Source organism: Falsiroseomonas bella (assembly GCF_003173615.1).
GTDB classification, from domain to species: domain Bacteria; phylum Pseudomonadota; class Alphaproteobacteria; order Acetobacterales; family Acetobacteraceae; genus Falsiroseomonas; species Falsiroseomonas bella.
In genome coordinates, this window is sequence record NZ_QGNA01000006.1 from 248,107 (window position 1) to 270,026 (window position 21,920).

The window sequence follows — 21,920 nt, forward strand, 5'->3', positions numbered from 1 at the left end:
AAGAAGGAACCCCGACCATGACCGATGAATCCGGCTTCCGTCGCCGCCTGATCGCCCCCGCCGCCGGCGGGCTGGCCGCGCTCGGCGCCTTCGCCTTCGGCCGCCCCGCGGCGGCGCAGGGCGCGGATGCGCGCGCCGCCCTCGCCGCCACCTCCATGATCGAGGAGGTGAAGCGTCGCGGCACGCTGCGCGTCGGCATGTCCACCTTCGTGCCATGGGCCTTCCGCAACCGCGCGGGCGAGCTGGTGGGCTACGAGATCGACGTGGCGAATCGCCTGGCGCAGGACATGGGCGTGCGCGCGGAATTCGTGCCCACCGCCTGGGACGGCATCATCCCCGCGCTGCTCGCCGGCCGGTTCGACGCGATCATCGGCGGCATGACGATCACGCCGCAGCGCAATCTGAGCGCCAACTTCACCAACGCCTATTCCGCGACCGGCGTGGACATGGCGGCGAGCAAGCGCCTCGCGGCCAACATGACCACACTGGAGGCCTACAACCGCCCTAACGTGACGATCGCGGGCCGCCGTGGCACCTCCGCCCTCGCCGCCGCGCAGCGCCTGCTGCCCCGCGCGACCTTCCGCCAGTTCGACGACGACGCGCAGTCCATCCTGGAAGTGGTGAACGGCCGCGCGCATGCGATGGTGGGCAGCATCCCGCGCCCGCTCTTCGCCGTGCTGGACAACCCCGATGCGCTGTTCAGCCCGTTCCCCGAGCCGATGGCGCGGCAGGCCGACGCGATGGCGGTGCGCAAGTCCGACCCGGACGCGCTGAACTTCCTCAACAACTGGATCCTGCTGCGCCAGCTCGATGGCTGGCTGGAGGAACGGCAGAAATACTGGTTCAGCGCCCGCGAATGGCGCGACCAGCTGCCCGGCTGAACGGCGCCGATGGACCTGCCGGGCGGGCCCTATGCCCGCCGGCCCCGTCGCCCGGCGCTCGATGCGCTGGTCATCCTCGCCGTGCTCGGCGCGCTGGGCCTGCTCGCCTGGCGGGCCGGCACGGCGCTCGACTACCGCTGGAACTTCGCGCCGGTCTGGGGCTTCGTGCTGCGCCACGACGCGGAGCGCGGCTGGGTGGCGAACCTGCTGCTGCAGGGGCTGCTCACCACGCTGCGCGTCAGCTTCTGGGCGGCGATCGTCGCGGCCGTGGTCGGCGTGGCGATGGGCGTCGCGCGTACCTCCCGCGCGCTGCTGCCGAGGCTGATCGCCGGCTTCTATGTCGAGACGATCCGCAACATCCCGCCGCTGGTCTTCGTCTTCGTCTTCTACTTCTTCGCCACCAGCCAGATCCTGCCCGCGCTCGGCGTGGAGGACTGGATCCGCAGGCAGGACCCCGCGACGCTCGCCTGGATCGAGCTCTTCTTCGGCCCGCCGCAATTCGCCGCCGGCGTCATCGCCGCCATCCTCTGCCTCGGCCTGTTCGAGGGGGCCTATGTCACGGAGATCGTGCGCGCCGGTATCCAGTCCCTGCCGCGCGGCCAGTGGGAAGCGGCGGAGGCGCTCGGCATGTCGCGCTTGCGCGCGTTGCGCCATGTGATCCTGCCGCAGGCGGTGGCGCGCACCGTGCCGCCGCTGGCCGGGCAGGCGGTTTCGCTGGTGAAGGATTCCTCGATCATCTCGCTGGTCTCGATCCAGGACCTCGCCTTCCTGGGCAACGAGGTCGCGGCAACGACGAGCCGTGTCTTCGAGACCTGGCTTCTCGTCGCCGCCTTCTACTTCATCGTCTGTGCCGCGCTGTCCTTCGTCGCGGCCCGTCTCGAACGCCGCTTCGCCACGCGCGGCTGAACCGCAGGAGAACACGCGTCATGCCGGCCACGGCCGAGAATCCCGCCTGGATCCGCCTCGTCCCCTACGACGAAAGCGAGGGCTATCTCCGCACCCTCTACGACCGCGTGAAGGGGCCGGGCGGGCTGATCGACAACGTCATGAAGGCGCACAGCCTGCGGCCGCACACGATGGAAGGCCACAGCGCGCTGTACAAGTCGGTGCTGCACCACACCGGCAACAGCATGCCCGTGTGGTTCCTGGAATGCCTCGCGGTCTACACTTCACTGGCCAACAAGTGCGACTATAGCGTGGCGCACCATTTCGCCGGCCTCTCCCGCCTGCTGCAGGACGATGCCCGCGCGCAGGCGATCTACAAGGCCTTCGCCGCGGCGAAGCCGGAGGCGGTCTTCTCGGGCAAGGAGCTCGCGCTGCTGCGCTACGTGCGCAAGCTCACCCTCGAACCGCAGCGCATGGAGGAGGCCGACATCCTCGCGGTGCGGGAGGCCGGCGCGACGGATGGCGAGATCCTGGAGGCCAACCAGGTCTGCGCCTATTTCAACTACTCCAACCGGCTGCTGAACGGCCTCGGCGTGACGACGCAGGGCGACATCCTCGGCACCTCGCCGCCGAACACCGACAGCCTGGACGACTGGGAACACCGCTGATCCCGGCGCGATGCAATCGGGGCGCGAAGGTTTCGCCTTCGCGCCCGCGTTTCAGTACCCCCGCTCCGGCTCCGCCAGCAGCGGGAAGGCGGAGTGCACATGCGGCAGAACGGTCGGCGCCGCGGCGACGACCTGGTTGCGCTCCACCTCCGCGAAGCAGGTCGCGCCGAGCAGGCCGAGGCAGGTCTGCACCTCGTCCTCCAGCAGCTGCAGCACGCGCAGCACGCCCTGCTCGCCGGCCGCCGCCAGCCCGTAGCAATAGAGCCGCCCGATCCCGACCAACTCCGCGCCGAGCGCCACGGCCTTCACCAGGTCCGTGCCGCGGCTGATGCCGCCATCCATCCAGACCCGCGCCTTGCCACCGACGGCCTGCACGACCTCCGGCAGCACCGCGAGCGAGCCGCGGCCGTGGTCCAGCTGGCGTCCGCCATGGTTCGAGACATGGACCACCTGCACACCGTGCTTCACGGCGATCTCGGCGTCCTCCGCCATGCCGATGCCCTTCAGGATCAGCGTGACGTCCGGGTGCTTCTCCCGGAAGCGTGCGATGTCCGACCACGCCAGCGCGGCCTGGTAGTTCATCCCTTCCGATCGCGCGCGCCAGTGCTTGACGAAGCGCTTCGCGATGTCGCGCTCGCGCCGGCTGTAATGGGCGCTGTCCACGGTGATGCAGAAGGCGTCGTAGCCCACATCCATCGCGCGCTTCACATGGTCGTCCACGAAGTCCGGCCCGCCGCGCACATAGAGCTGGAAGATTTTTGGGCCCTCCGCAGCGGCCTTCGCGCTTTCCTCAAGCCCCGGCTGCGTCACGGAGGAAACCATGATCGGCACGCCGAAGGCCGCCGCCGCGCGGCCCGCCGTCGCCGCGCCGCCCGGTTCGAAGCTGTCGAGCGAGCCGACCGGGCATAGCATCACCGGCAGCCGGATTTTCCGCCGCCCCAGGAAGGTCGCGCTGCTGTCCACCTTGCTGACGTCGCGCAGCACGCGCGGCCGGAAGGCGACGGAATCCAGCGCGGCGCGGTTGCGCTGCATCGTCGTCTCGGTCTCGGTAGCGCCGACCAGGTAGTCCCAGATATTCGCGTTCAGCTTGAGCTTCGCCGCCTTCACCAGTTCGTGCAGCGTCTGGAAGCGTTCCTGGCCTTCGCTCGACATGGCGTTCCCCATCAGTCCGTGGCGGGCATTTTGCCCCGGCGGGGCCGGGCTTCCTAGCCTGGGCGGGATTCGCGCAGCCGCTCGAGGATCGCGCGTGCCCGCGGCAGCAGCACAAGCCCCTCCGGTGTCGCAGGCAGGCGGCGGCGCCAGTTCGGCCGCTCCCTATCCGTGCCCGGCAGGTTCACCGCCACCGCCTCCCCCGCCAGATCCTCAAGCTGCGTGAGCATCAGCGCCGACGGCGCGCGCGCGACGAGCGCATGGATGGCGGCCGCGAGCCCGTCATGCAGCGGCGTGTCCGGCCCGTCGCCTTCCGGCAGCAGGCCCTCCGCCGCCAGCAGCGCGCAGAGTGCCGCGCGGTCCCGCGCGCGTTCGGCCAGTGCGGCATCAAGATCGGCCAAGTGGCCGAGCGCCGCGCGCTCCCGCAGGTCCTCCCCGGTCCAGAATCCCGCGAGCGTCGGCAGGTCATGCGTGCTGACGCAGGCCGTGGCGCGCGCGGGCCAGTCCTGCACCGGCGCGAAGCCGTCGCCGCGCCGCTCGAACCACAGCACGCGGTAGGAGAGGATGTCGGCCTCCCGCAACTGCGCGCCTAGCCCTTCCGGCACCGTGCCGAGATCCTCGCCCACCACCAGGCAATGTGCGCGTTGCGATTCCAGCGCGACCTGGCCGAGCAGCTCCGCCAGCGGAAAGCGCAGATACGCGCCCTCGGTGGCCGCGGCGCCGTCCGGCACCACGAACAGGCGCTGCAGGCCGAGCACATGGTCGATGCGCAGCGCCGCGGCGTGGCGCATGTTGGCGCGCAGCAGTGCGGCGAAGGCGGCATGGCCCTGCGCGGCGGAGGCTCGCGGATCGGGCGGCGGCAGGCCCCAGACCTGCCCGGCGGCGGAGAAGGGATCGGGCGGCGCGCCGATCGAGAAGTTCGGCAGGACGCGCTGGTCGCCCGACCAGGGCTCCGCCCCGTCCGGCGCCGCGCCGACCGCGAGGTCGCGATACAGCCCCGCGCCGGCACGGCCCGCTTCCGCAAGCTGCATGTCGGCCAGCATCTGCTGGAAGGCGGCGAAGGCGACTGCCTCCTCGTGCCGCGCAACGAACGCCGCCACGCCCGCATCATGGCCGTGGCGCAGCCCGGCCGGCCAGCGTCGCGCATCAGTGTGACCCTGCTGCTCGGCGATGGCGGTGAAGGCGCAGAAATGGGCGAGCGCCGCGCCGCCCTCCGCGCGGAAACTTCCGAGCGCATCGCGCACGCCATCGGGCATCGCACGGTAGGCGGCCTCCAGGACGGCGCGCTTCGCCTGCCAGACTTCCGCGTGGCGCACCGCATCGCCTTCGCGCAGCGCCGCGAAGACCGACGCGTGCTGCGCGAGCACCGCGCGCACCGCGGGCAGATCGTGCAGCAGCGGCAGCGTACCGACGTCGATCAGGATCGGATCGAGGAAGCGGCGGTCGGCGGGGTGATAGGGGCTGGCGCGTGCGCGATCCGTCGGGAACAGCGCATGCGGCGGGCTGAGGCCGAGCAGCGCCGCACCCTCGCGCCCGGCGAGCTCCGCCATCTCCGCCACCGCCCGGAAGTCGCCGATGCCCTGATCCTGCGCGCGCCGCAGCGCGTAGATCTGCGCCGCAAGGCCGAAGCGCCGCCCGCCCTCGCGTAGCCAGGACGGCAGGAAGGCGCCGCGCGGCACCACGGCGAGGTGGCAGGGCTCCTCCGGCGCGGCGTCGTCGCGCACCACATGTCGGCCGGGTGGCAGGCCGGGCAGGTCGAGCAGGCGGCGCGCACCGGCGCTGCCATCGGCCCGCACCAACCGCTCCGTGCGGCCGGCATCCGGCGGCACGGGCAGGTGCCGCACCTCGCCATCCTCCAGTTCCAGCCGCAGCCGAACGGGCCGGTCGGAGAGCGCCAGCGGGAGGCAGGGCGCCGCCACCGGCGCGGTGTGCGCCCGCGGCAAGGCACGCGGCGCCGAAAGCCGCGCCAGGCTGTCGCGGATCGTCGCCGCATTGCCCGCGGGCAGGTCCATCGCGCCAAGCAGCGCGCGCAGCGTCTCCTGCGGCACCGCATGCGCGCGCCCCGAAATCTCGTGCCAGCTCGTCGCGATCCCTGCCGCATCGGCGAGCCGCGCAAGCAGCGCCTCGTCCCCCGCCGGAGGCGTGATGCGCTCCTCGGCGAGCAGCAGCACCGCGCGGCCAGGCAAGTAGTCGGGCGTCTCGCGCCGCCCGGGCGCGCTGCTGTCCGCGATGAGCCGCCACCGGCGACGCGCGCGCGGCGAGGGCAGGGCGAGCGGCAGCGCCGCCTCGCCGGCGTTCAGCGCCAGGACACATCGGTCGCCGCCCGCCTCCAGCAGCAGAACCAGCGCGCGCCGCTCTGCGTCATGCCACTCCGCCTCGGTCATCGGCGCGCCATCCGGCCGCAGCCAGGTTGCGTCTCCATTGCCGCTGAGTGGCGCGTCACCATGCAGCGCGGGATGCGCCCGCCTTGCTGCGATCATCCGTGCGGTGAACTCGACGAGCTCGTGGTCCATCGCCGCCCAGTCGAGCCAGCTCGTCGGATTGTCCTGCGCATAGGCGTTGTTGTTGCCGCCCTGGCTGCGCCCCGCCTCGTCGCCCATCGCCAGCATCGGCTTGCCGCGCGCCACGAGCAGCGTGGCGAGTAGCGCGCGGATGTCGGCGTGTCGGCGCGCCCGGACTGCGGGATCGTCGCTCGGACCTTCCACGCCGTTGTTCCAGGCGTGGTTGGCATCCGTGCCGTCTCGGTTGGCCTCGCCATTGGGGTGGTTGCGCTTGGCGGTGAAGCTGACGAGATCGGCCAACGTGAAGCCGTCATGCGCCGCCACGAAGTTCACGCTGTCCGATAGCGGGCGGCTGCGAAACGCGTCGGCCGACCCCGCCAGCCGCGTCGCCAGCGCGCCGACCATTCCCGCATCGCCGCGCCAGAAGCGCCGCACATCGTCGCGGAAGCGGTCGTTCCACTCTCCCCAGCCGGCCGGGAAGGCGCCGAGGCGGTAGCCTTCCGGCCCGATATCCCAGGGCTCCGCGATGATCAGCCTCTCGCGCAGCAGCGGGTCCTGGCGCATCGCCTGGATCAGCGGCGCATCCGCATCGAACCCTGCCTCCCGCCGCGCCAGCGTGGTGGCGAGGTCGAGCCGTATCCCGTCGAAGCCCGCCGCCGCCCAGTGCCGCAGCGCATCCATCGCCAGCCGCAGCGGCCAGGGGCGGTCCAGCGCCAGTGCATTGCCGCAACCCGCATCGTCCACGTAGCGCCCGTCTTGCAGGCGGTAGAAGGCGGCGTTCCCGAGACCCTTCAGCGACAGCGTCGGCCCCAGCGCATCGCCTTCGCCGCTGTGGTTCAACACCACGTCAAGGATCACCGCTATGTCCGCTTCCTGCAGCGCGCGCACCGCCGCGTGCACCTCCGCCATGCCGCCCGGCGCAAGCCGCGGATCGGGGCAGAGGAAGGCCACCGGATTGTAGCCCCAGTAATTGCTGAGCCCGAGCGGCGGCAGGTGCCGCTCATCCACCCAGGCCGCACCTGGCATGATCTCCACAGCGGTCACGCCGAGCCGCCGCAGATGCGAGATGGCGGCGGGATGCGCCAGGCCCGCGAAGGTGCCGCGGATCGCCCCCGGCACCTCGGGATGCAGCGCGGTGAAGCCTTTCGCGTGCAGTTCGTAGATCACCTGCGGCCCGCGCGGGCGCACGCGCGGCGGGGCAGGGGGCGTCGGCGCCGTCAGGATCGCCTTCGGCAGGAACGGCGCGCTGTCCGCGGCGTCGGGCGCGACGCCGGTGTCGAACAGTGCTGCGTGCAGCGCGAAGGGCCGGTCCAGCGCGCGGGCCCAGGGATCCACCAGCAGCTTTTGGGGGTTGAATCGATGGCCTCGGGAGAGGTCCCAGCGCCCCTCGACGCGCAGCCCGTAGCGCGCGCCTTCTTCGATTCCTGCTATCTCGCCGTGATGCACATCGCCCGTACGGCCCGGCAGCCTTATCCGCCCCACCTCGCGATCCTGCGTGTCGAAGACGCAGATGAAGATCGCCGTCGCATCCGGTGCAGGAAAGGCGAAGTTGGCACCGTGCGCGGTGACGGTCGCGCCGAGCGGCTCAGGCGAGCCGGCCGCGGCCTCAGCCTGCATCCGCCACCATCTCGTGGAACAGCGCCGCATAGCGCGAAGCGGAGCGCGCCCAGGAGACATCCGCGCGCAGCGCATTCGCCTGCAGCCGCCGCCACATCGCCTGGTCGCGCCAGAGCCGCGCGACGCGCAGTATCGTGGCGGCCAACATCTCCTGCGTCGCCGGCGAGAAGTGGAAGCCCGTGCCGATGCCCTCGGCGAGTGCCATCTCGTTCGCGTCCACCACGCTGTCCACCAGCCCGCCGACATGCGCCACCAGCGGCAGCGCGCCGTAGCGCAGCGCCGCAAGCTGCGCCAGGCCGCAGGGTTCGAAGCGGCTCGGCACCAGGATGACATCGGCGCCGGCATAGACCAGCCGCGCCAGCGCCTCGTCGAAGCCGACATGGGCGCCGATGCGTCCGGGATGCGCCGCCGCCGCGCCGCGGCAGCCTTCCTCCAGCCCCCATTCGCCGGTGCCGAGCAGCGCAAGCTGCGCGCCTTCGCCGAGCATCGTCGGCACGGCGCCCAGCAGCATGTCCACGCCCTTCTGCCAGGCGAGCCGCCCGACGAAGCCGAAGAGCAGCGTGTCGCGCGATTCCGCCAGTCCCATGCGCCGCTGCAGCGCCGCCTTGTTCGCCGCACGCGAAGCGGGATCCGTCGCATCGAAGCGTGCCACAAGGCGCGGATCGCGCGCCGGATCGAAATCCACCGTATCGAGCCCGTTCAGGATGCCCGAGACATGCCCGCCCCGCCCGCGGAGCAACCCATCCAGCCCCATGCCGAGCGTCGGCGTGCCAATCTCCGCCGCATAGGTCGGCGAGACGGTGGTGATGCGATCGGCATACCACAGGCCTGCCTTCAGGAAGCCGACCGTGCCGTAGTACTCGAGGCCCTGCACCGAAAGCGCCTCGGCCGGCAGCCCGAGCCGGTGGAACAGAGACAGCGGGAATTTCCCTTGGAAAGCCAGGTTGTGCACGGTGAACATCGCCGGCTTCCGCGGCCCCGGCGCGAAGCGCAGATAGGCCGGCACCAGCCCCGCCTGCCAGTCATGCGCATGCACCGCGTCGAAGCTGAGCCCGCCCACTGCGCCCGTCGCGGCCAGCGCCGCCGCGACGCCGAGCGCCGCGAAGCGGATGCCGTTGTCCTCCCACTCGCCGCCATGTGGCGCCAGGTAAGGACTGCCCGGCCGGTCATAGAGATGCGGCGCATCGAGCACCAGCAGGTCGAGCCCGGCGGCGCTGCCGCGCAGCAGCCGCGCCGGCCCGCCGAACAGGTCGTCGAAGCGGCGCAGCGCGCTCGTCGCGCCCAGCGCCTTCATCACCGCGGGATAGCCCGGCAGCAGCGTCGTGACCGCGACGCCCTGCGCGGCCAGCACGCCCGGCAGCGCGCCGACCACATCGGCGAGGCCACCGGTCTTCAGCAGCGGCGCGCATTCCGACGCGACCGCGAGAACCCGCAGCGCCATCGCCTAGCCGAGCTTGTCGAGCATCGCCTGGGTGATCAGGCAGATCCCTTTCTCGGTGCGACGGAAGCGACGCGCATCCTCGACCGGATCCTCGCCGACCACCAGCTCGTCCGGGATTCGCACGCCGCGGTCCACGACGACGTTCTTCAGCCGCGCGCCGCGCCCGACATCCACATAGGGCAGCAGCACCGCGCCCTCCACGGCCGCGAAGGAATGCATGTGTACGCCGGTGAACAGCAGTGACCGCCGCGCGCTGGCGCCGGAGAGGATGCAGGCACCCGACACCAGTGACGAAATGGCCTCGCCCCGCCGCCCATCCTCGTCATGCACGAACTTCGCCGGCGGCGTTACCTCGGCATAAGTCCAGATCGGCCAGTCGCGGTCGAACAGGTCGAGCTGCGGCACGATGTCCGTCAGGTCGATATTGGCTTCCCAATATGCATCGACCGTGCCGGCGTCGCGCCAATAGGGCGCCGCCTCGGCCGAGGAGCGCACGCAGGAGGCTTCGAAGCGATGCGCCACCGCCTTCCCGTTCGCCACCAGGAAGGGGATGATGTCGCGCCCGAAGTCGCGCTGGCTGCCCGGCGTCGCGGCGTCGCGCCGCAACTGGTCGAACAGCAGCTTCGTCTCGAACACGTAGATGCCCATGGAGGCCAGCGCCATGTGCTCCTGCCCCGGGATGCCGGGCGGGTCCTTCGGCTTCTCGACGAAGGCGATGATGCGGTCCTCGGCGTCCACATGCATCACGCCGAAGCCCGTCGCTTCCATGCGAGGCACGCTGACGCAGCCCACCGTGACATCGGCGCCGCTTTCCACGTGCTGCGCCAGCATCCGCTCGTAGTCCATCTTGTACACGTGGTCGCCCGCGAGGATGACCATGTAGCGCGGCGCGTGGTCCTCGATGATGTCGATGTTCTGGAACACCGCATCGGCGGTGCCCTCGTACCAGGCCGTCTCGCTGGTGCGCTGGCTGGCGGGCAGGATGTCGAAGCTCTCGTTGCGCTCGGGGCGCAGGAAGTTCCACCCCCGCGTCAGGTGGCGGATCAGGCTGTGCGCCTTGTACTGCGTCGCCACCGCCACGCGCCGAATGCCGGAATTCACCGCATTCGACAGCGCGAAGTCGATGATGCGCGACTTGCCGCCGAAGAAGACGGCCGGCTTGGCGCGCCGGTCGGTCAGCTCCATCAGCCGCGATCCGCGCCCGCCCGCCAGCACGAAGGCCATGGCGCCGCGCGCCAGCGGCGCCGAAGCGGTGTCAGCCCTGCCTGCCATCGTCTGCCTCCCGTTCCTTGTCCGCATCATCGGGCACCAGCCAGATGCTGGCCAGCGGCGGCAGCACGACCTCCGCCGAGGCGGGGGAGCCGTTGTGCGGCACCTCCTCCGCCTGCACGGCGCCCAGATTCCCCATGCCGGAGCCGCCATAGGCGACCGCATCGGTGTTCAGCACCTCCCGCCAGCGTCCGGCGCGCGGCAGGCCGACGCGCACGGCGTCGCGCGGCATCGGCGTGAAGTTGCACAGCACCGCCACCGGCGGGTCCGCGGCCGCGCCGAAGCGCAGCCAGCTGAAGCTGGCATGCTCCGCATCGTCGGCTTCGATCCAGCGAAAGCCGCCCATCTCGCCGTCCCGCCGATGCAGTGCCGGTTGCGCGCGGTAGAGCGCGTTCAGGTCGCGCACCAGCCGCTGCACGCCCTGATGGGGCGCCCACTGCAGCAGGCCCCAGTCGAGTTCCCGCGCTTCCGACCATTCGCGCCACTGCGCGATCTCGTTGCCCATGAACAGCAGCTTCTTGCCCGGATGTCCCCACATGAACGCGTAATAGGCGCGCAGCGTGGCGAATCGTTCCCAATCGTCCACGCTGCGTCCCTGCGGCAGTCGGCCGAGCAGCGATCCCTTGCCATGCACCACCTCGTCATGGCTCAGCGGCAGCACGAAATCCTCGCTGAAGGCATAGGTGAGCCCGAAGGTCACCAGGTTGTGGTGCCAGCGCCGGTGGATGGGATCGAGCGCCACGTAGCGCAGCGTGTCGTTCATCCATCCCATGTTCCACTTGAACCGGAAGCCGAGCCCGCCTTCGGTCGCCGCGCGCGTCACGCCGGGCCAGGAGGTCGCTTCCTCCGCGATCATGGCGGCGCCCGGATGCTCCTCCGCGACCTGCGCGTTCACCTGGCGCAGGAAGGCGATGGCCTCCTTGTTGTCGGTGCTGCCATCCGCGTTCGGCGCCCAGTCGCCGGGCGCCCGCCCGTGGTCCAGCCACACCATGGAGCTGACCGCATCCACCCGCAGCCCGTCGGCATGGAAGCGCTCCAGCCAGTGCAGCGCCGAGGAAGCGAGGAAGGCCGCAACCTCCCGCCGCCCATAGTCGAACACGGCTGTGCCCCATTCCTTGTGCGATCCGCGCCGCGGATCGGCATGTTCGTAGAGCGGCTGCCCGTCGAAGCGGATCAGCCCATGCGGATCGCGCGGGAAATGCGCCGGCACCCAGTCCAGGATCACGCCGAGCCCCGCGCGATGCGCCGCATCCACGAAGCGCATCAGCCCGCGCGCATCGCCGAGCCGCGCGGTGGGCGCGAACATCCCGATCGGCTGGTAGCCCCAGCTCTCATCCAGCGGATGCTCCATCACCGGCAGCAGCTCGAGATGGGTGAAGCCGAGATCGGCGGCATAGGGCACCAGCGTCTCGGCCAGCTCATCCCAGTCATAGAGGCGCCCATCCGGGTGCCGCCGCCAGGACGCCGCATGCACCTCGTATATCGAGATCGGCGCGTTGCGCGCCTGCCTGGCCTCGCGCCGCGACAGGAAATCTGCATCGCCCCAGTCGAACGCCGCTTCCTCTGCGACGAGCGAGGCGGTGGAGGGCCGAAGTTCCGCAGACAACCCGAAGGGATCGGCCTTCCAGGGCTGCTCCTCGCCCTCCCGCGACAGGATCGCGAATTTGTAGGGCTGCCCGGCACCGATCCCGGGGATGAAGATCTCCCACAGGCCGGAATCCACGCGCTTGCGCATCGGGTGGCGCCGCCGGTCCCAATCGTTGAAGCCGGCGACGAGCGCGACGCGTTCCGCGTTCGGCGCCCAGACCGCGAAGCGCACCCCCGCCACGCCCTCATGCGTCACGGCGTGCGCGCCGAGCCGCTCATGCAAGCGCCGATGCGTCCCCTCAATCAGCAGATGATCGTCGAGCGGCCCGAGTGCCGGTCCGAAGCGATAGGGGTCATCGATCTCCCAGGCGCCGCCTGCATTGCGCGCCGCCAGGCGGTAGGCGAAGGGCAGGGCGCCCGGCACCAACCCCTCGAAGAAGCCCGCATCGTCGCGCCGCTCCAGCGGAAGGCGGCCGGATGCGGTCACCACGTCCAGGAACTCGGCATGCGGCACGAAGGCGCGCACCACCACACCGCCGGGCGCCCCATGCGGCCCGAGCAGCGCGAAGGGATCCGCATGGCGCGCGGCGAGGAAGGCGTCGAGCTCCGCCTGTGACGCGCGCCAGGCGGTCATCCGCGCCGCACCGGGACGTTCCAGATCTCCTCCGCATACTCCGCGATCGCGCGGTCGGAGGAGAACCAGCCGACATTCGCGGTGTTCAGCACCGCCGACCGCCACCACCGGTCCGGCTCGCGCCAGCGCGCATCGACGTCGCGCTGCGCGGTGAAGTAGCTGTCGAAGTCGGCGGCGACCATGAACCAGTCGTCGCCACGCAGCCCCGCCACCAGCTCCTTGTAGCGGTCGGGATCGTCCGGCGAGAACACGCCCTTCTCGATCTGCTCCAGCGCCTCCTCCAGCCGGCGGGACCGCGAGACCGCGCTTTCGCCGCGCCAGCCCTTTCCGCGGTGCTCCGCAACCTCCTCCGTCGTCAGCCCGAAGATGAAGATGTTCTCGTCGCCGACATGCTCCTTGATCTCGACATTCGCGCCGTCGAGCGTGCCGATCGTCAGCGCGCCGTTCAGCGCGAACTTCATGTTGCCGGTGCCGGACGCCTCCATCCCCGCCGTCGAGATCTGTTCGGAGAGATCGGCCGCCGGTACGATCAGCTCCGCGAGCGAGACGTTGTAGTTCGGCAGGAACACGACCTTCAGCAGGTTGCGCACCGTGGGATCGCTGTTGACCACGCGCGCCACGTCATGCGCCAGCTTGATGATCAGCTTCGCGCGGTGGTAGCTCGCCGCCGCCTTGCCGGCCAGGATCTTCACCCGCGGCACCCAGCTGCGCGTGGGCTGGCTGCGGATCTCGTCGTACAGCGCAACCGCCTCCAGCACGTTCAGCAGCTGGCGCTTGTACTCGTGGATTCGCTTGATCTGCACGTCGAAGATCGCGCGCGTGTCGAGCTGCAGGTACAGGCGCTCCTTCACCAGCTTCGCCAGCGCTTCCTTGTTGGCCCGCTTGACGGCCGCGAAGCGCTCGCGGAAGGCCGCGTCATCCGCCAGCGGCCGCAGCTTCTCCAGCGCCTTCTCGTCGTCCAGCACGGCGGGCCCGACCGCCTCCACCAGCAGCGATGTCAGCGCCGGATTGGACTGCTGCAGCCACCGGCGGAAGGTGATCCCGTTGGTCTTGTTGGTGATCCGCCCCGGCGCGATCCGGTTGAAGTCCGAGAACACGGTCTTCTTCAGCAGATCGGAGTGCAGCGCCGAGACGCCGTTGACCTTGTGCGAGCCGACGAAGGCCAGGTGCCCCATCCGCACGCGCCGCCCATGCCCTTCCTCGATCAGCGACACGGCCGAGAGCAGCGCGTCGTTGCCCGGAAAGCGTTGGCGCACATCGTCCAGATGCAGCGCGTTGATCAGGTAGATCAGCTGCATGTGCCGCGGCAAAAGCCGCTCCATCAGCGGCACCGGCCAGCTTTCCAGCGCCTCGGGCAGCAGGGTGTGGTTGGTGTAGGCGATGGTGCCGCGGGTCGCCTGCCAGGCCTCGTCCCAGGGCAGGTCGTGCAGATCGATCAGGATGCGCATCAGCTCCGCCACCGCGATCGCCGGATGCGTGTCGTTCAGCTGCACCGCCACGCGCTCGGGCAGGCTGCGCAGGTCGCCATGCACGCGCAGATGCCGTCGCACCAAATCCTGCAGCGCTGCCGAGGTGAAGAAGTACTCCTGCCGCAGCCGCAGCTCCTGCCCCGCCGGCGTCTCGTCCGACGGATAGAGCAGCTTGGAGATGCTCTCCTGCCGCACCTGCTCGGCGAGCGCGCCCAGGAAATCGCCCCGGTTGAAGGCGTCGAGGCGCAGCGGATCGGCGGCGCGAGCCGACCACAGGCGCAGCGTGTTCACATGGCTGCCGCGCCAGCCGACGATCGGCGTGTCATAGGCCACCGCCTGCACCGTCTCGGCCGGCTTCCAGACATGGCGCACCCGCGCCTCGCTGATCGGCACCGCCTCCACCGTGCCGCCGAAGCCGATCTCATGCGCGATCTCGGGGCGCGCGAATTCCCATGGATTGCCGAAGTCCAGCCAGGTCTCGGGGTATTCGCGCTGTTTTCCGTCGCGGATCAGCTGGCGGAACAGCCCGTGGTCGTAGCGGATTCCGTAGCCGAAGGCGGGAATGGAGAGCGTCGCCATGCTTTCCATGAAGCAGGCCGCGAGCCGCCCCAGGCCGCCATTGCCCAGCGCCGCATCGGGCTCTGCCTCCCGCAGCGCCTCGAAGGAGACGCCGAGATCCTCGAGCGCCGCCTTCACCTCGTCCATCAGCAGCAGGTTGGAGACGTTGTCCCGCAGCAGCCGCCCGATCAGGAATTCCAGGCTGAGGTAATAGACCTGCTTCGCGCCAACCTCGTAGCTGGCGCGGGTCTGGTCGATCCAGCGGTCCACGATCCGGTCGCGCACCGCCAGCGCGGTCGCGATGAACCAGTCGCGGTCGCGCGCGCCGAGCCGGCTCTTGCCCAGGTCGTAGGTGAGCTTGTGCAGGATCGCATTGCGCAGCGGCCGGGCCTCTGCGCCGGGCTCGGCCGTGGCGACCTTGGGCGGCGTGGTGTCCATCGTGCTCCCGGTTCCTTTCGGCGGTTTGTGCCGGACTGCGCCTCCCCCGCGGCGTCGCTGCGCCTTGCAGTCCTATGTGCCCGAGGGACTGCGCGATTAGAAGCTTCGGCTCAGTGGTTCGTGAGCGCCTGGCGGCTCACGGCTCCGTCAGCCGGGCCAGCGCGGCGAGCCCGAGGAAGGCGGGGGCGGGGTGAATGACGAGCGCGAGGGGGATGCGTGCCATCCAGCCTTCCATTGGCGCCTTGGCCGCGAAGCGGGTGCGGAAGGCGGTCTTGTCCAGCTGTCCGGCAAGCCGCGGCAGGATGCCGCCCGAGAGAAACACGCCGCCGCGCGCCCCCCAGGCCAGCGCCAGGTCGCCTGCTGTCCCCGCCAGGAAGCCGAGGAACAGGTCCACCGTCTCGCCCGCGACCGGGCAGGTTTCGGCGGCGGCCAGGATCTCCGGGGCATCGCGCGCCGGCACCGCGGCCGCTCGCAGCCCGGCCACGACGGCATGCAGGTTGGCGAGCCCGCGGCCCGAAAGGGCCTCCTCCGCTCCGGCCCGGCCGACGAGGCGGCGGAGCCCCGCCACCACCGCATCCTCCCGCGCATCGGTCGGCGCCAGGCCGATATGCCCGCCCTCGGTCGGTACCGCCGTCCCGCTCTCCGGCAGGAAGCCGGCGACGCCGAGCCCGGTGCCCGCGCCCAGCACCAGCATGGGCGCGCCCGGCATGCGCACCCCTGTCCCGATCGGGAGCAGGTCGGACGCGCCGAGCCAGGGCAGGGCATGGGCCTGCGCCAGGAAATCATTGACCAGGCGCACCCGGCGGAAGCCGAAGCGTGCCGCGAGCGCCGTGGAGGAGACCTGCCAGGCCGCATTGGTCAGCCGCACCGGTTCGTCCAGCACCGGCCCGGCGAGCGCCAGCACCGCCCGGTCCACGCCGCCTTCGGGGGCGAGCGCGGCCAGGGCCGTGGCGACGGCGTCCTCCACCGTCGCGAAGCCGGCGACCGGCAGCACCAGGGGCGGGCCGTGCGCCGCCCCTTCCATCAGGGCGAAGCGCGCGTTCGTACCGCCGATATCGGCCAGCAGCGCCTTCAGCGGCCGGGCCACCCGATCAGGCTTCCGCCCGGCCGGCCGCGCTCACTGCGCGCCGCCCTGCGCCTTCACATAGGCCGCCAGGTCCTGCGCCTGGCGCAGCGTCAGCCCGTGGTCCGGCATCCCGGCATGCGGCGTGCGGAGGAAGGTCGCGATCGCTTCCTCCGTCCGGCCCGGCCGCGCGGCGATCACGTGGAAGGCCGGCACGGCATCGGTCACCGGTCCCGGCCCGCCGCGGGCGATCAGGTGGCAACTCGCGCACCACTGCTCGGCCAGCCGCCGCCCTTCGGCGGGATCGGCCGCCTGCGCGGCGATCGGCATGGCCAGAACCAGCAGCGGCAACATCCAGCGCATGCAAGAACCCTTTCTAGTAGGTGGCGCGACCGCCCGAGATGTCGAACACCGCGCCCGTCGAGAAGGAGCAGTCCGGGCTGGCGAGCCAGCAGATGAGGGAGGCGATCTCCTCCACCTCCACGAAACGCCCCATCGGGATCTTCGACAGCATGAAGGCGATATGCTGCTCCGTCATCTGGTCGAAGATGTCGGTCTTGGCGGCGGCCGGCGTCACGCAGTTCACCAGCACGCCCTTCTGCGCCAGCTCCTTCGCCAGCGACTTGGTGTAGCCGATGAGCCCCGCCTTGGAGGCGCTGTAATGCGCCGCGTTCGGGTTGCCTTCCTTCCCGGCCACCGAGGCGACGTTCACCACGCGCCCCCATCCGTTCTTCAGCAGATGCGGCACCACGGCGGAGGCAACGATGAAGGGGGCGTTGAGGTTCACCTCCACCACGCGTCGCCACTGCGCCACCGGGATCTCCCAGCTCGGCGCATTCCCGCCGGTGATGCCGGCATTGTTCACCAGGATGTCGAGCTTGCCGTGCGCCGCCACCGTCTTCGCCGTGGCCTCGGCGACGGCGACCTCGTCCGAGAGGTCGAGCACCTGCGCCGTCACCGTCCCGTCGGCCGCCAGCGCCGCACGGCTTTCCTCGGCCTTCGCCGCATCCATGTCCCAGATCGAGACGGCGGCGCCCGAGGCCACCATGCGCCGCGCCACCGCGAGCCCGATGCCGCGCGCCCCGCCGGTCACGATCGCGACCCGGCCGGCGAGATCCAGCCTGTTCATGTGTGTTCTCCCATGCGATTCACGCCTGCGGTGCTCGCCGCCCCGCGGGCGTCTGCGCCCTCCGGCGACCGCATCGGCGCGTGCTCCTCCGCTCAGCCGCGCCCGACGAAGGGCATCTTGGTCGCCATGATGGTCATGGTCAGCACATTGGTCTCGAGCGTCCAGTCCGCCATCTGCGCCACCGCGCGGCCGACATGCGCCACGTCCATCAGCGGCTCCGCCTTGATGGACCAGTCCGCCTGCGGCACGCCGCGCGCCATCCGCTCCGCCATGGCGGTCATCGCGTTGCCGATGTCGATCTGCCCCACCGCGATGTCGAAGCGGCGCCCGTCCAGGTTCATGGACTTCGTCAGCCCCGTCACCGCGTGCTTCGTCGCGGTGTAGGGCGCGCTGCCCGGCCGCGGCGCATGCGCGCTGATCGAGCCGTTGTTGATGATCCGCCCGCCCTGCGGCGACTGCTCCTTCATCATCCGGAAGGCGGCGTTGCCGCAGAGGAACATCCCGTCCAGGTTGACCGCGACCACCGAGCGCCACTGCGCCCAGGTAAGCTCCTCGAAGGGCGTGCCGGGCACGTTGGTGCCGGCGTTGTTGAACAGCATGTCGAGGCGCCCGAACTCCGCCTTCAGCTTCGCGAAGGCCGCCTCGACCGAGGCCGGGTCGCTGACATCGGCCGGCAGCGCCAGGGTGCGCGCGGTGCCGCAGAGGCCTGCCGTTTCCGCGAGCATCTCCGCCCGCCGCCCGAGCAGACCCACCGCCCAGCCGGCCTCCGCCAGCGCCACCGCCGCGGCGCGCCCGACGCCAGAACCCGCACCGGTGACCAGCGCATACCTCGCCATGAAGCCTTTCCTCGTTCCGTGTGAGACTTGGCGCGAAGGTGCGCCGCGACCGGTTCCCTGTCCAGGCGCATCCCTGGCATGCCGCTTGCCGTCACCGTTCCGCCCTTGCCGCCGATGGCGCTCCAATGGGATAGCGAACCGAACTCCCCGGGATCTCCCTGCAGCCATGAGTATCCACGCCGCCCTCACGCACCGGACGCGTTACAGCTACGACCGGCTGGTCGGGCTCTCGCCGCAGCTGATCCGGCTACGCCCGGCGCCGCACAGCCGCACGCCGGTGCTGTCTTATTCGCTGAACATCGCGCCGAAGCCGCATTTCCTGAACTGGGTGCAGGACCCGCAGGGCAATTTCTGCGCCCGCGTCGTCTTCCCCGAGCGCGTGCGCTTCTTCGAGGTGACGGTGGACCTCGTCGCCGACATGGCGACCATCAACCCCTTCGACTTCTTCGTGGAGCCGCAGGCCGAGAGCTTTCCCTTCGCGTACGACCCGGTGCTGGCCGAGGAACTCGCGCCCTTCCGCCGCGTGACCGCGCCCGGCCCGCTGCTCGACGCCTACGTGCGGAAGATCCCGCGCGAGGCGCCGAACACGGTCAACTTCCTGGTGGACCTCAACCAACGCCTCGCCGCCGAGATCGGCTACATCGTGCGCATGGAGCCCGGCGTCTGGACGCCGGAGCAGGTGCTGTCCAACCGCAAGGGCTCCTGCCGCGATTCCGGCTGGCTGCTGGTCAACATCCTGCGCCATCTCGGCTTCGCCGCGCGCTTCGTTTCCGGCTACCTGATCCAGCTGGTCCCCGACGTGAAGCCGGTGGAGGGCCCCGCCGGCCCGCCCGCCGACTTCACCGACCTGCATGCCTGGTGCGAGGTCTATGTGCCCGGCGCCGGCTGGATCGGCCTCGACCCCACCTCCGGCCTGCTGGCCGGGGAGGGCCACATCCCGCTTGCCGCCACGCCCGAGCCCGCCTCCGCCGCGCCGATCACCGGCGCCTCCGACAAGGCCGAGGTCGAGTTCGATTTTCATATGGAAGTCCGGCGCATCGCCGAGACGCCGCGCGTCACCAAGCCCTACACCGAGGACCAATGGGCCGCCGTGCAGGCCATGGGCGCCAAGGTGGATGCCGCGCTGGAGGCCGGCGAGGTGCGCCTGACCCTGGGCGGCGAGCCGACCTTCGTGGCGGACAGCGACCGCGACGCGGCGGAATGGAACACCGATGCGCTCGGCCCGACCAAGCGCCGTTTTGCCGGCAAGCTGCTGCGCCGCCTGCAGCCACTCTGGGCGCCCGGCGCCGCGCTGACTTACGCGCAGGGCAAGTGGTATCCCGGCGAGCAGCTGCCCCGCTGGGCGCTCTACTGCCATTGGCGCGCGGATGGCGAGCCGGTCTGGACCGACCCGTCGCTGCTCGCCTCCGACGAGGACACCGGCGACGCCACGCCGAAGGACGCGGCGGAGTTCGCGACGCTGCTCGCCGGCAAGCTCGGCGTGGACCCGCGTCTGCGCATCCCGGGGCATGAGGACGTCCACTACTACCTGTGGCGCGAGGGCCGGCTGCCCGCGAATGTCCTGGCGGAGGACAGCCGGCTCCGCGACCCGATGGAGCGCGAGCGGCTGCGCCGCGTCTTCGGCCAGGGCCTGGCCGGCGAGGTCGGCTCCGCGCTGCCGCTGCGCCGCGTGGGCGTCGGCGCCGACCGCGTCTGGGAAAGCGGCCGCTGGAGCTTCCGGGACGGCGCGATGTTCCTGATTCCCGGTGACAGCCCCATGGGCTTCCGCCTGCCGCTCGACAGCCTGCCCTGGGCGAGCGAAGCGAGCATCGAGACCGAGGGCGAAGCCGACCCCTTCGCGCCGCGCAGCCCGCTCGCGCCGCGCCGCGACTACCCCGCCGGCCGCGGTCGCGTCGTCGGCCGCGACGGCCGCCCCCTGCATCCCGAGCTCGCGGAGGGCGAGTCCGGCCGCGACGCCCTCGCCTTGCGCCGGCCCGGCCGCCCCGAGGAGGACCCGCGCGCCCGTGCCCGCATCGCCGAGCAGCCCGTGCCGGAGCCCGGCCGCGAGGAGCCGGGCGTGGTCCGCACCGCGCTCTGCGTCGAGCCGCGCAACGGCATGCTCCATGTCTTCCTGCCGCCGCTCGCGCTGGCCGAGGACTGGCTCGACCTGGTCGCCGCCATCGAGGCGACGGCGAAGGAAACCGGCCGCAAGGTCTTCCTGGAGGGCTATCTTGCGCCCTCCGACCCGCGCCTTCTGCACTTCTCGATCACGCCCGATCCCGGCGTGATCGAGGTCAACATCCACCCCGCCACGCGCTGGGACGAGCTGACCGAGCGCACCACGACGCTCTACGAGGAAGCGCGCCAGGTCGGGCTCGCGGCCGAGAAATTCGCGCTCGACGGCAAGCATGTCGGCACCGGCGGCGGCAACCACATGGTGCTCGGCGCCGCCGAGCCGGCGGACAGCCCCTTCCTGCGCCGGCCCGACCTGCTCAAGTCGCTGGTCGGCTTCTGGCACAACCATCCGAGCCTGTCGTACCTCTTCGCCGGCCAGTTCATCGGCCCGACCAGCCAGCATCCCCGCGTGGACGAGGCGCGCACCGACGCAGTGTACGAGCTTGAGACTGCGTTCTCCCAGGTGCCGCCGCGCGGCAGCAACACCCCGCCCTGGCTGACCGACAGGATCTTCCGCAACCTGCTGGTGGACATGACGGGCAACACGCACCGGACGGAGTTCTGCATCGACAAGATGTACGACCCCTCCGGCCCCTCCGGCCGCCGCGGCCTGGTCGAGGTGCGCGGCTTCGAGATGCCGCCCCATGCCCGCATGTCCCTGGTGCAGCAGCTTCTGCTGCGCGCCCTCGTCGCCGGCTTCTGGGAGAAGCCCTATGAGCGCCGGCTGATCCACTGGGGCACGCGGCTGCAGGACGACTTCATGCTGCCGCACCACGTCGCCCAGGATTTTTCCGACGTGCTGGACGAGCTGCGCGGCCTCGGCTTCGCCTTCGACCCTGCCTGGTTCGCGCCGCATCTGGAATTCCGCTTCCCCCAGGTCGGCCGCATCGCGGTGCGCGACATGGAGCTGGAGCTGCGCGCCGCGCTGGAGCCCTGGCATGTGCTGGGCGAGGAAGCGACGGCCGGCGGCACAGCGCGCTACGTGGACAGCTCCGTCGAGCGGCTGCAGGCAAAGGTCACGGGCTGGACGCCTGAGCGCTTCGTGCTGGCCTGCAACGGCGCCGCCGTCCCGCTCGCGCCGACCGGCACCGCGGGCGAATATGTCGCGGGCGTGCGCTTCAAGGCCTGGGACCCGGTCTCGGCCCTGCACCCCACCATCCGCGCCCAGTCGCCGCTCGTCTTCGACATCTGGGACAGCTGGACCGGCCGCAGCCTGGGCGGGGCGACGCATCACGTGGCGCATCCGGGCGGGCGCAACTACCAGACCTTCCCGGTCAATGCGAACGAGGCCGAGGCGCGCCGCATGGCCCGCTTCTTCCCCTTCGGCCACACGCCGGGTGCCATGCCGGAACCGCGGGCGGTTCCTTCGCGTCAGCATCCCCGCACGCTTGATCTTCGGCGGTCGGTCGGGTGACCTAGCGCCGCTCACGCTTCAGGGAGTCGCGGCCCGGCCCCCACCCCAACCCTCCCCCGCTGCGCGGGAGAGGGAGCAGGTCGAGCCAGGCTTCCCTCTCCCGCGCAGCGGGGGAGGGTGGCCGAGCGCAGCGAGGCCGGGTGGGGGCACGACCGCCTTAAGTCCAAAGGGACCGCCCGAAACGCGGCCGCCATTCATACGCCGGAGAGGAAACGCCTGAACGACAG

General features: G+C 71.1%; 14 protein-coding genes. 4 read left to right on the forward strand and 10 right to left on the reverse strand.

All coding sequences use genetic code 11. The annotated features are described in order from the left end of the window. The first annotated feature begins 17 nt into the window (after positions 1-17). From DFH01_RS24575 to DFH01_RS24585, 3 genes are read left to right on the forward strand one after another with little or no spacing between them, the layout of a single operon-like run. A complete protein-coding gene (locus DFH01_RS24575; RefSeq protein WP_109873151.1) occupies positions 18-881 on the forward strand; it encodes a transporter substrate-binding domain-containing protein in 864 nt (287 codons plus the stop codon). A 9-nt stretch (positions 882-890) separates the two neighbouring features. Next, the gene (locus tag DFH01_RS24580) at positions 891-1,787 is read left to right on the forward strand and encodes an amino acid ABC transporter permease (protein ID WP_109873152.1); all 897 of its coding nucleotides are present in this window, start codon (positions 891-893) and stop codon (positions 1,785-1,787) included. A 20-nt stretch (positions 1,788-1,807) separates the two neighbouring features. Continuing rightward, positions 1,808-2,434 carry a carboxymuconolactone decarboxylase family protein gene (locus DFH01_RS24585; RefSeq protein WP_109873153.1) on the forward strand — a complete coding sequence of 209 codons (627 nt, stop codon included), beginning with the start codon at positions 1,808-1,810 and terminating at the stop codon, positions 2,432-2,434. Between the two features lie 51 nt (positions 2,435-2,485). Here the strand turns inward: DFH01_RS24585 and DFH01_RS24590 are convergent, their stop codons facing one another. The 10 genes from DFH01_RS24590 to DFH01_RS24635 all read right to left on the reverse strand — a co-directional run bounded on the left by DFH01_RS24590 (position 2,486) and on the right by DFH01_RS24635 (position 18,125). Then, positions 2,486-3,586: an alpha-hydroxy acid oxidase gene (locus tag DFH01_RS24590; RefSeq protein WP_199231391.1), complete on the reverse strand. Its 1,101-nt coding sequence runs from the start codon at positions 3,584-3,586 to the stop codon at positions 2,486-2,488. A 53-nt stretch (positions 3,587-3,639) separates the two neighbouring features. After that, the gene (gene glgX, locus DFH01_RS24595) at positions 3,640-7,701 is read right to left on the reverse strand and encodes a glycogen debranching protein GlgX (RefSeq protein ID WP_109873155.1); all 4,062 of its coding nucleotides are present in this window, start codon (positions 7,699-7,701) and stop codon (positions 3,640-3,642) included. Next, positions 7,691-9,136 carry a glycogen synthase GlgA gene (gene glgA, locus DFH01_RS24600; RefSeq protein ID WP_199231398.1) on the reverse strand — a complete coding sequence of 482 codons (1,446 nt, stop codon included), beginning with the start codon at positions 9,134-9,136 and terminating at the stop codon, positions 7,691-7,693. Before glgA ends, glgX begins: the two co-directional genes overlap by 11 nt. Positions 9,137-9,145: 9 nt before the next feature. Further along, a complete protein-coding gene (glgC, locus tag DFH01_RS24605; protein ID WP_109873157.1) occupies positions 9,146-10,414 on the reverse strand; it encodes a glucose-1-phosphate adenylyltransferase in 1,269 nt (422 codons plus the stop codon). Further along, positions 10,398-12,632 (reverse strand): 1,4-alpha-glucan branching protein GlgB, encoded by a 2,235-nt coding sequence (gene glgB / locus DFH01_RS24610; protein ID WP_109873158.1) that lies wholly within the window; start codon positions 12,630-12,632, stop codon positions 10,398-10,400. The genes glgC and glgB overlap by 17 nt, the downstream gene beginning before the upstream one ends. Beyond that, positions 12,629-15,097, reverse strand: a complete 2,469-nt coding sequence (locus DFH01_RS24615) for a glycogen/starch/alpha-glucan phosphorylase (RefSeq protein WP_109873159.1) — start codon at positions 15,095-15,097, stop codon at positions 12,629-12,631. Before DFH01_RS24615 ends, glgB begins: the two co-directional genes overlap by 4 nt. A 136-nt stretch (positions 15,098-15,233) precedes the next feature. Then, positions 15,234-16,184: a glucokinase gene (locus DFH01_RS24620; protein ID WP_109873160.1), complete on the reverse strand. Its 951-nt coding sequence runs from the start codon at positions 16,182-16,184 to the stop codon at positions 15,234-15,236. A gap of 30 nt (positions 16,185-16,214) precedes the next feature. Continuing rightward, entirely contained in the window at positions 16,215-16,523 is a 309-nt protein-coding gene (locus tag DFH01_RS24625) for a c-type cytochrome (protein ID WP_109873161.1), read from the reverse strand. 13 nt (positions 16,524-16,536) lie between these two features. Continuing rightward, a complete protein-coding gene (locus DFH01_RS24630; protein ID WP_109873162.1) occupies positions 16,537-17,289 on the reverse strand; it encodes an SDR family NAD(P)-dependent oxidoreductase in 753 nt (250 codons plus the stop codon). A gap of 92 nt (positions 17,290-17,381) precedes the next feature. Next, a complete protein-coding gene (locus DFH01_RS24635) occupies positions 17,382-18,125 on the reverse strand; it encodes an SDR family oxidoreductase (protein ID WP_109873163.1) in 744 nt (247 codons plus the stop codon). 166 nt (positions 18,126-18,291) lie between these two features. Here DFH01_RS24635 and DFH01_RS24640 point away from each other — a divergent pair, with 166 nt between their 5' ends. Beyond that, positions 18,292-21,693, forward strand: a complete 3,402-nt coding sequence (locus tag DFH01_RS24640) for a transglutaminase family protein (protein ID WP_109873164.1) — start codon at positions 18,292-18,294, stop codon at positions 21,691-21,693. Positions 21,694-21,920: the final 227 nt, after the last annotated feature.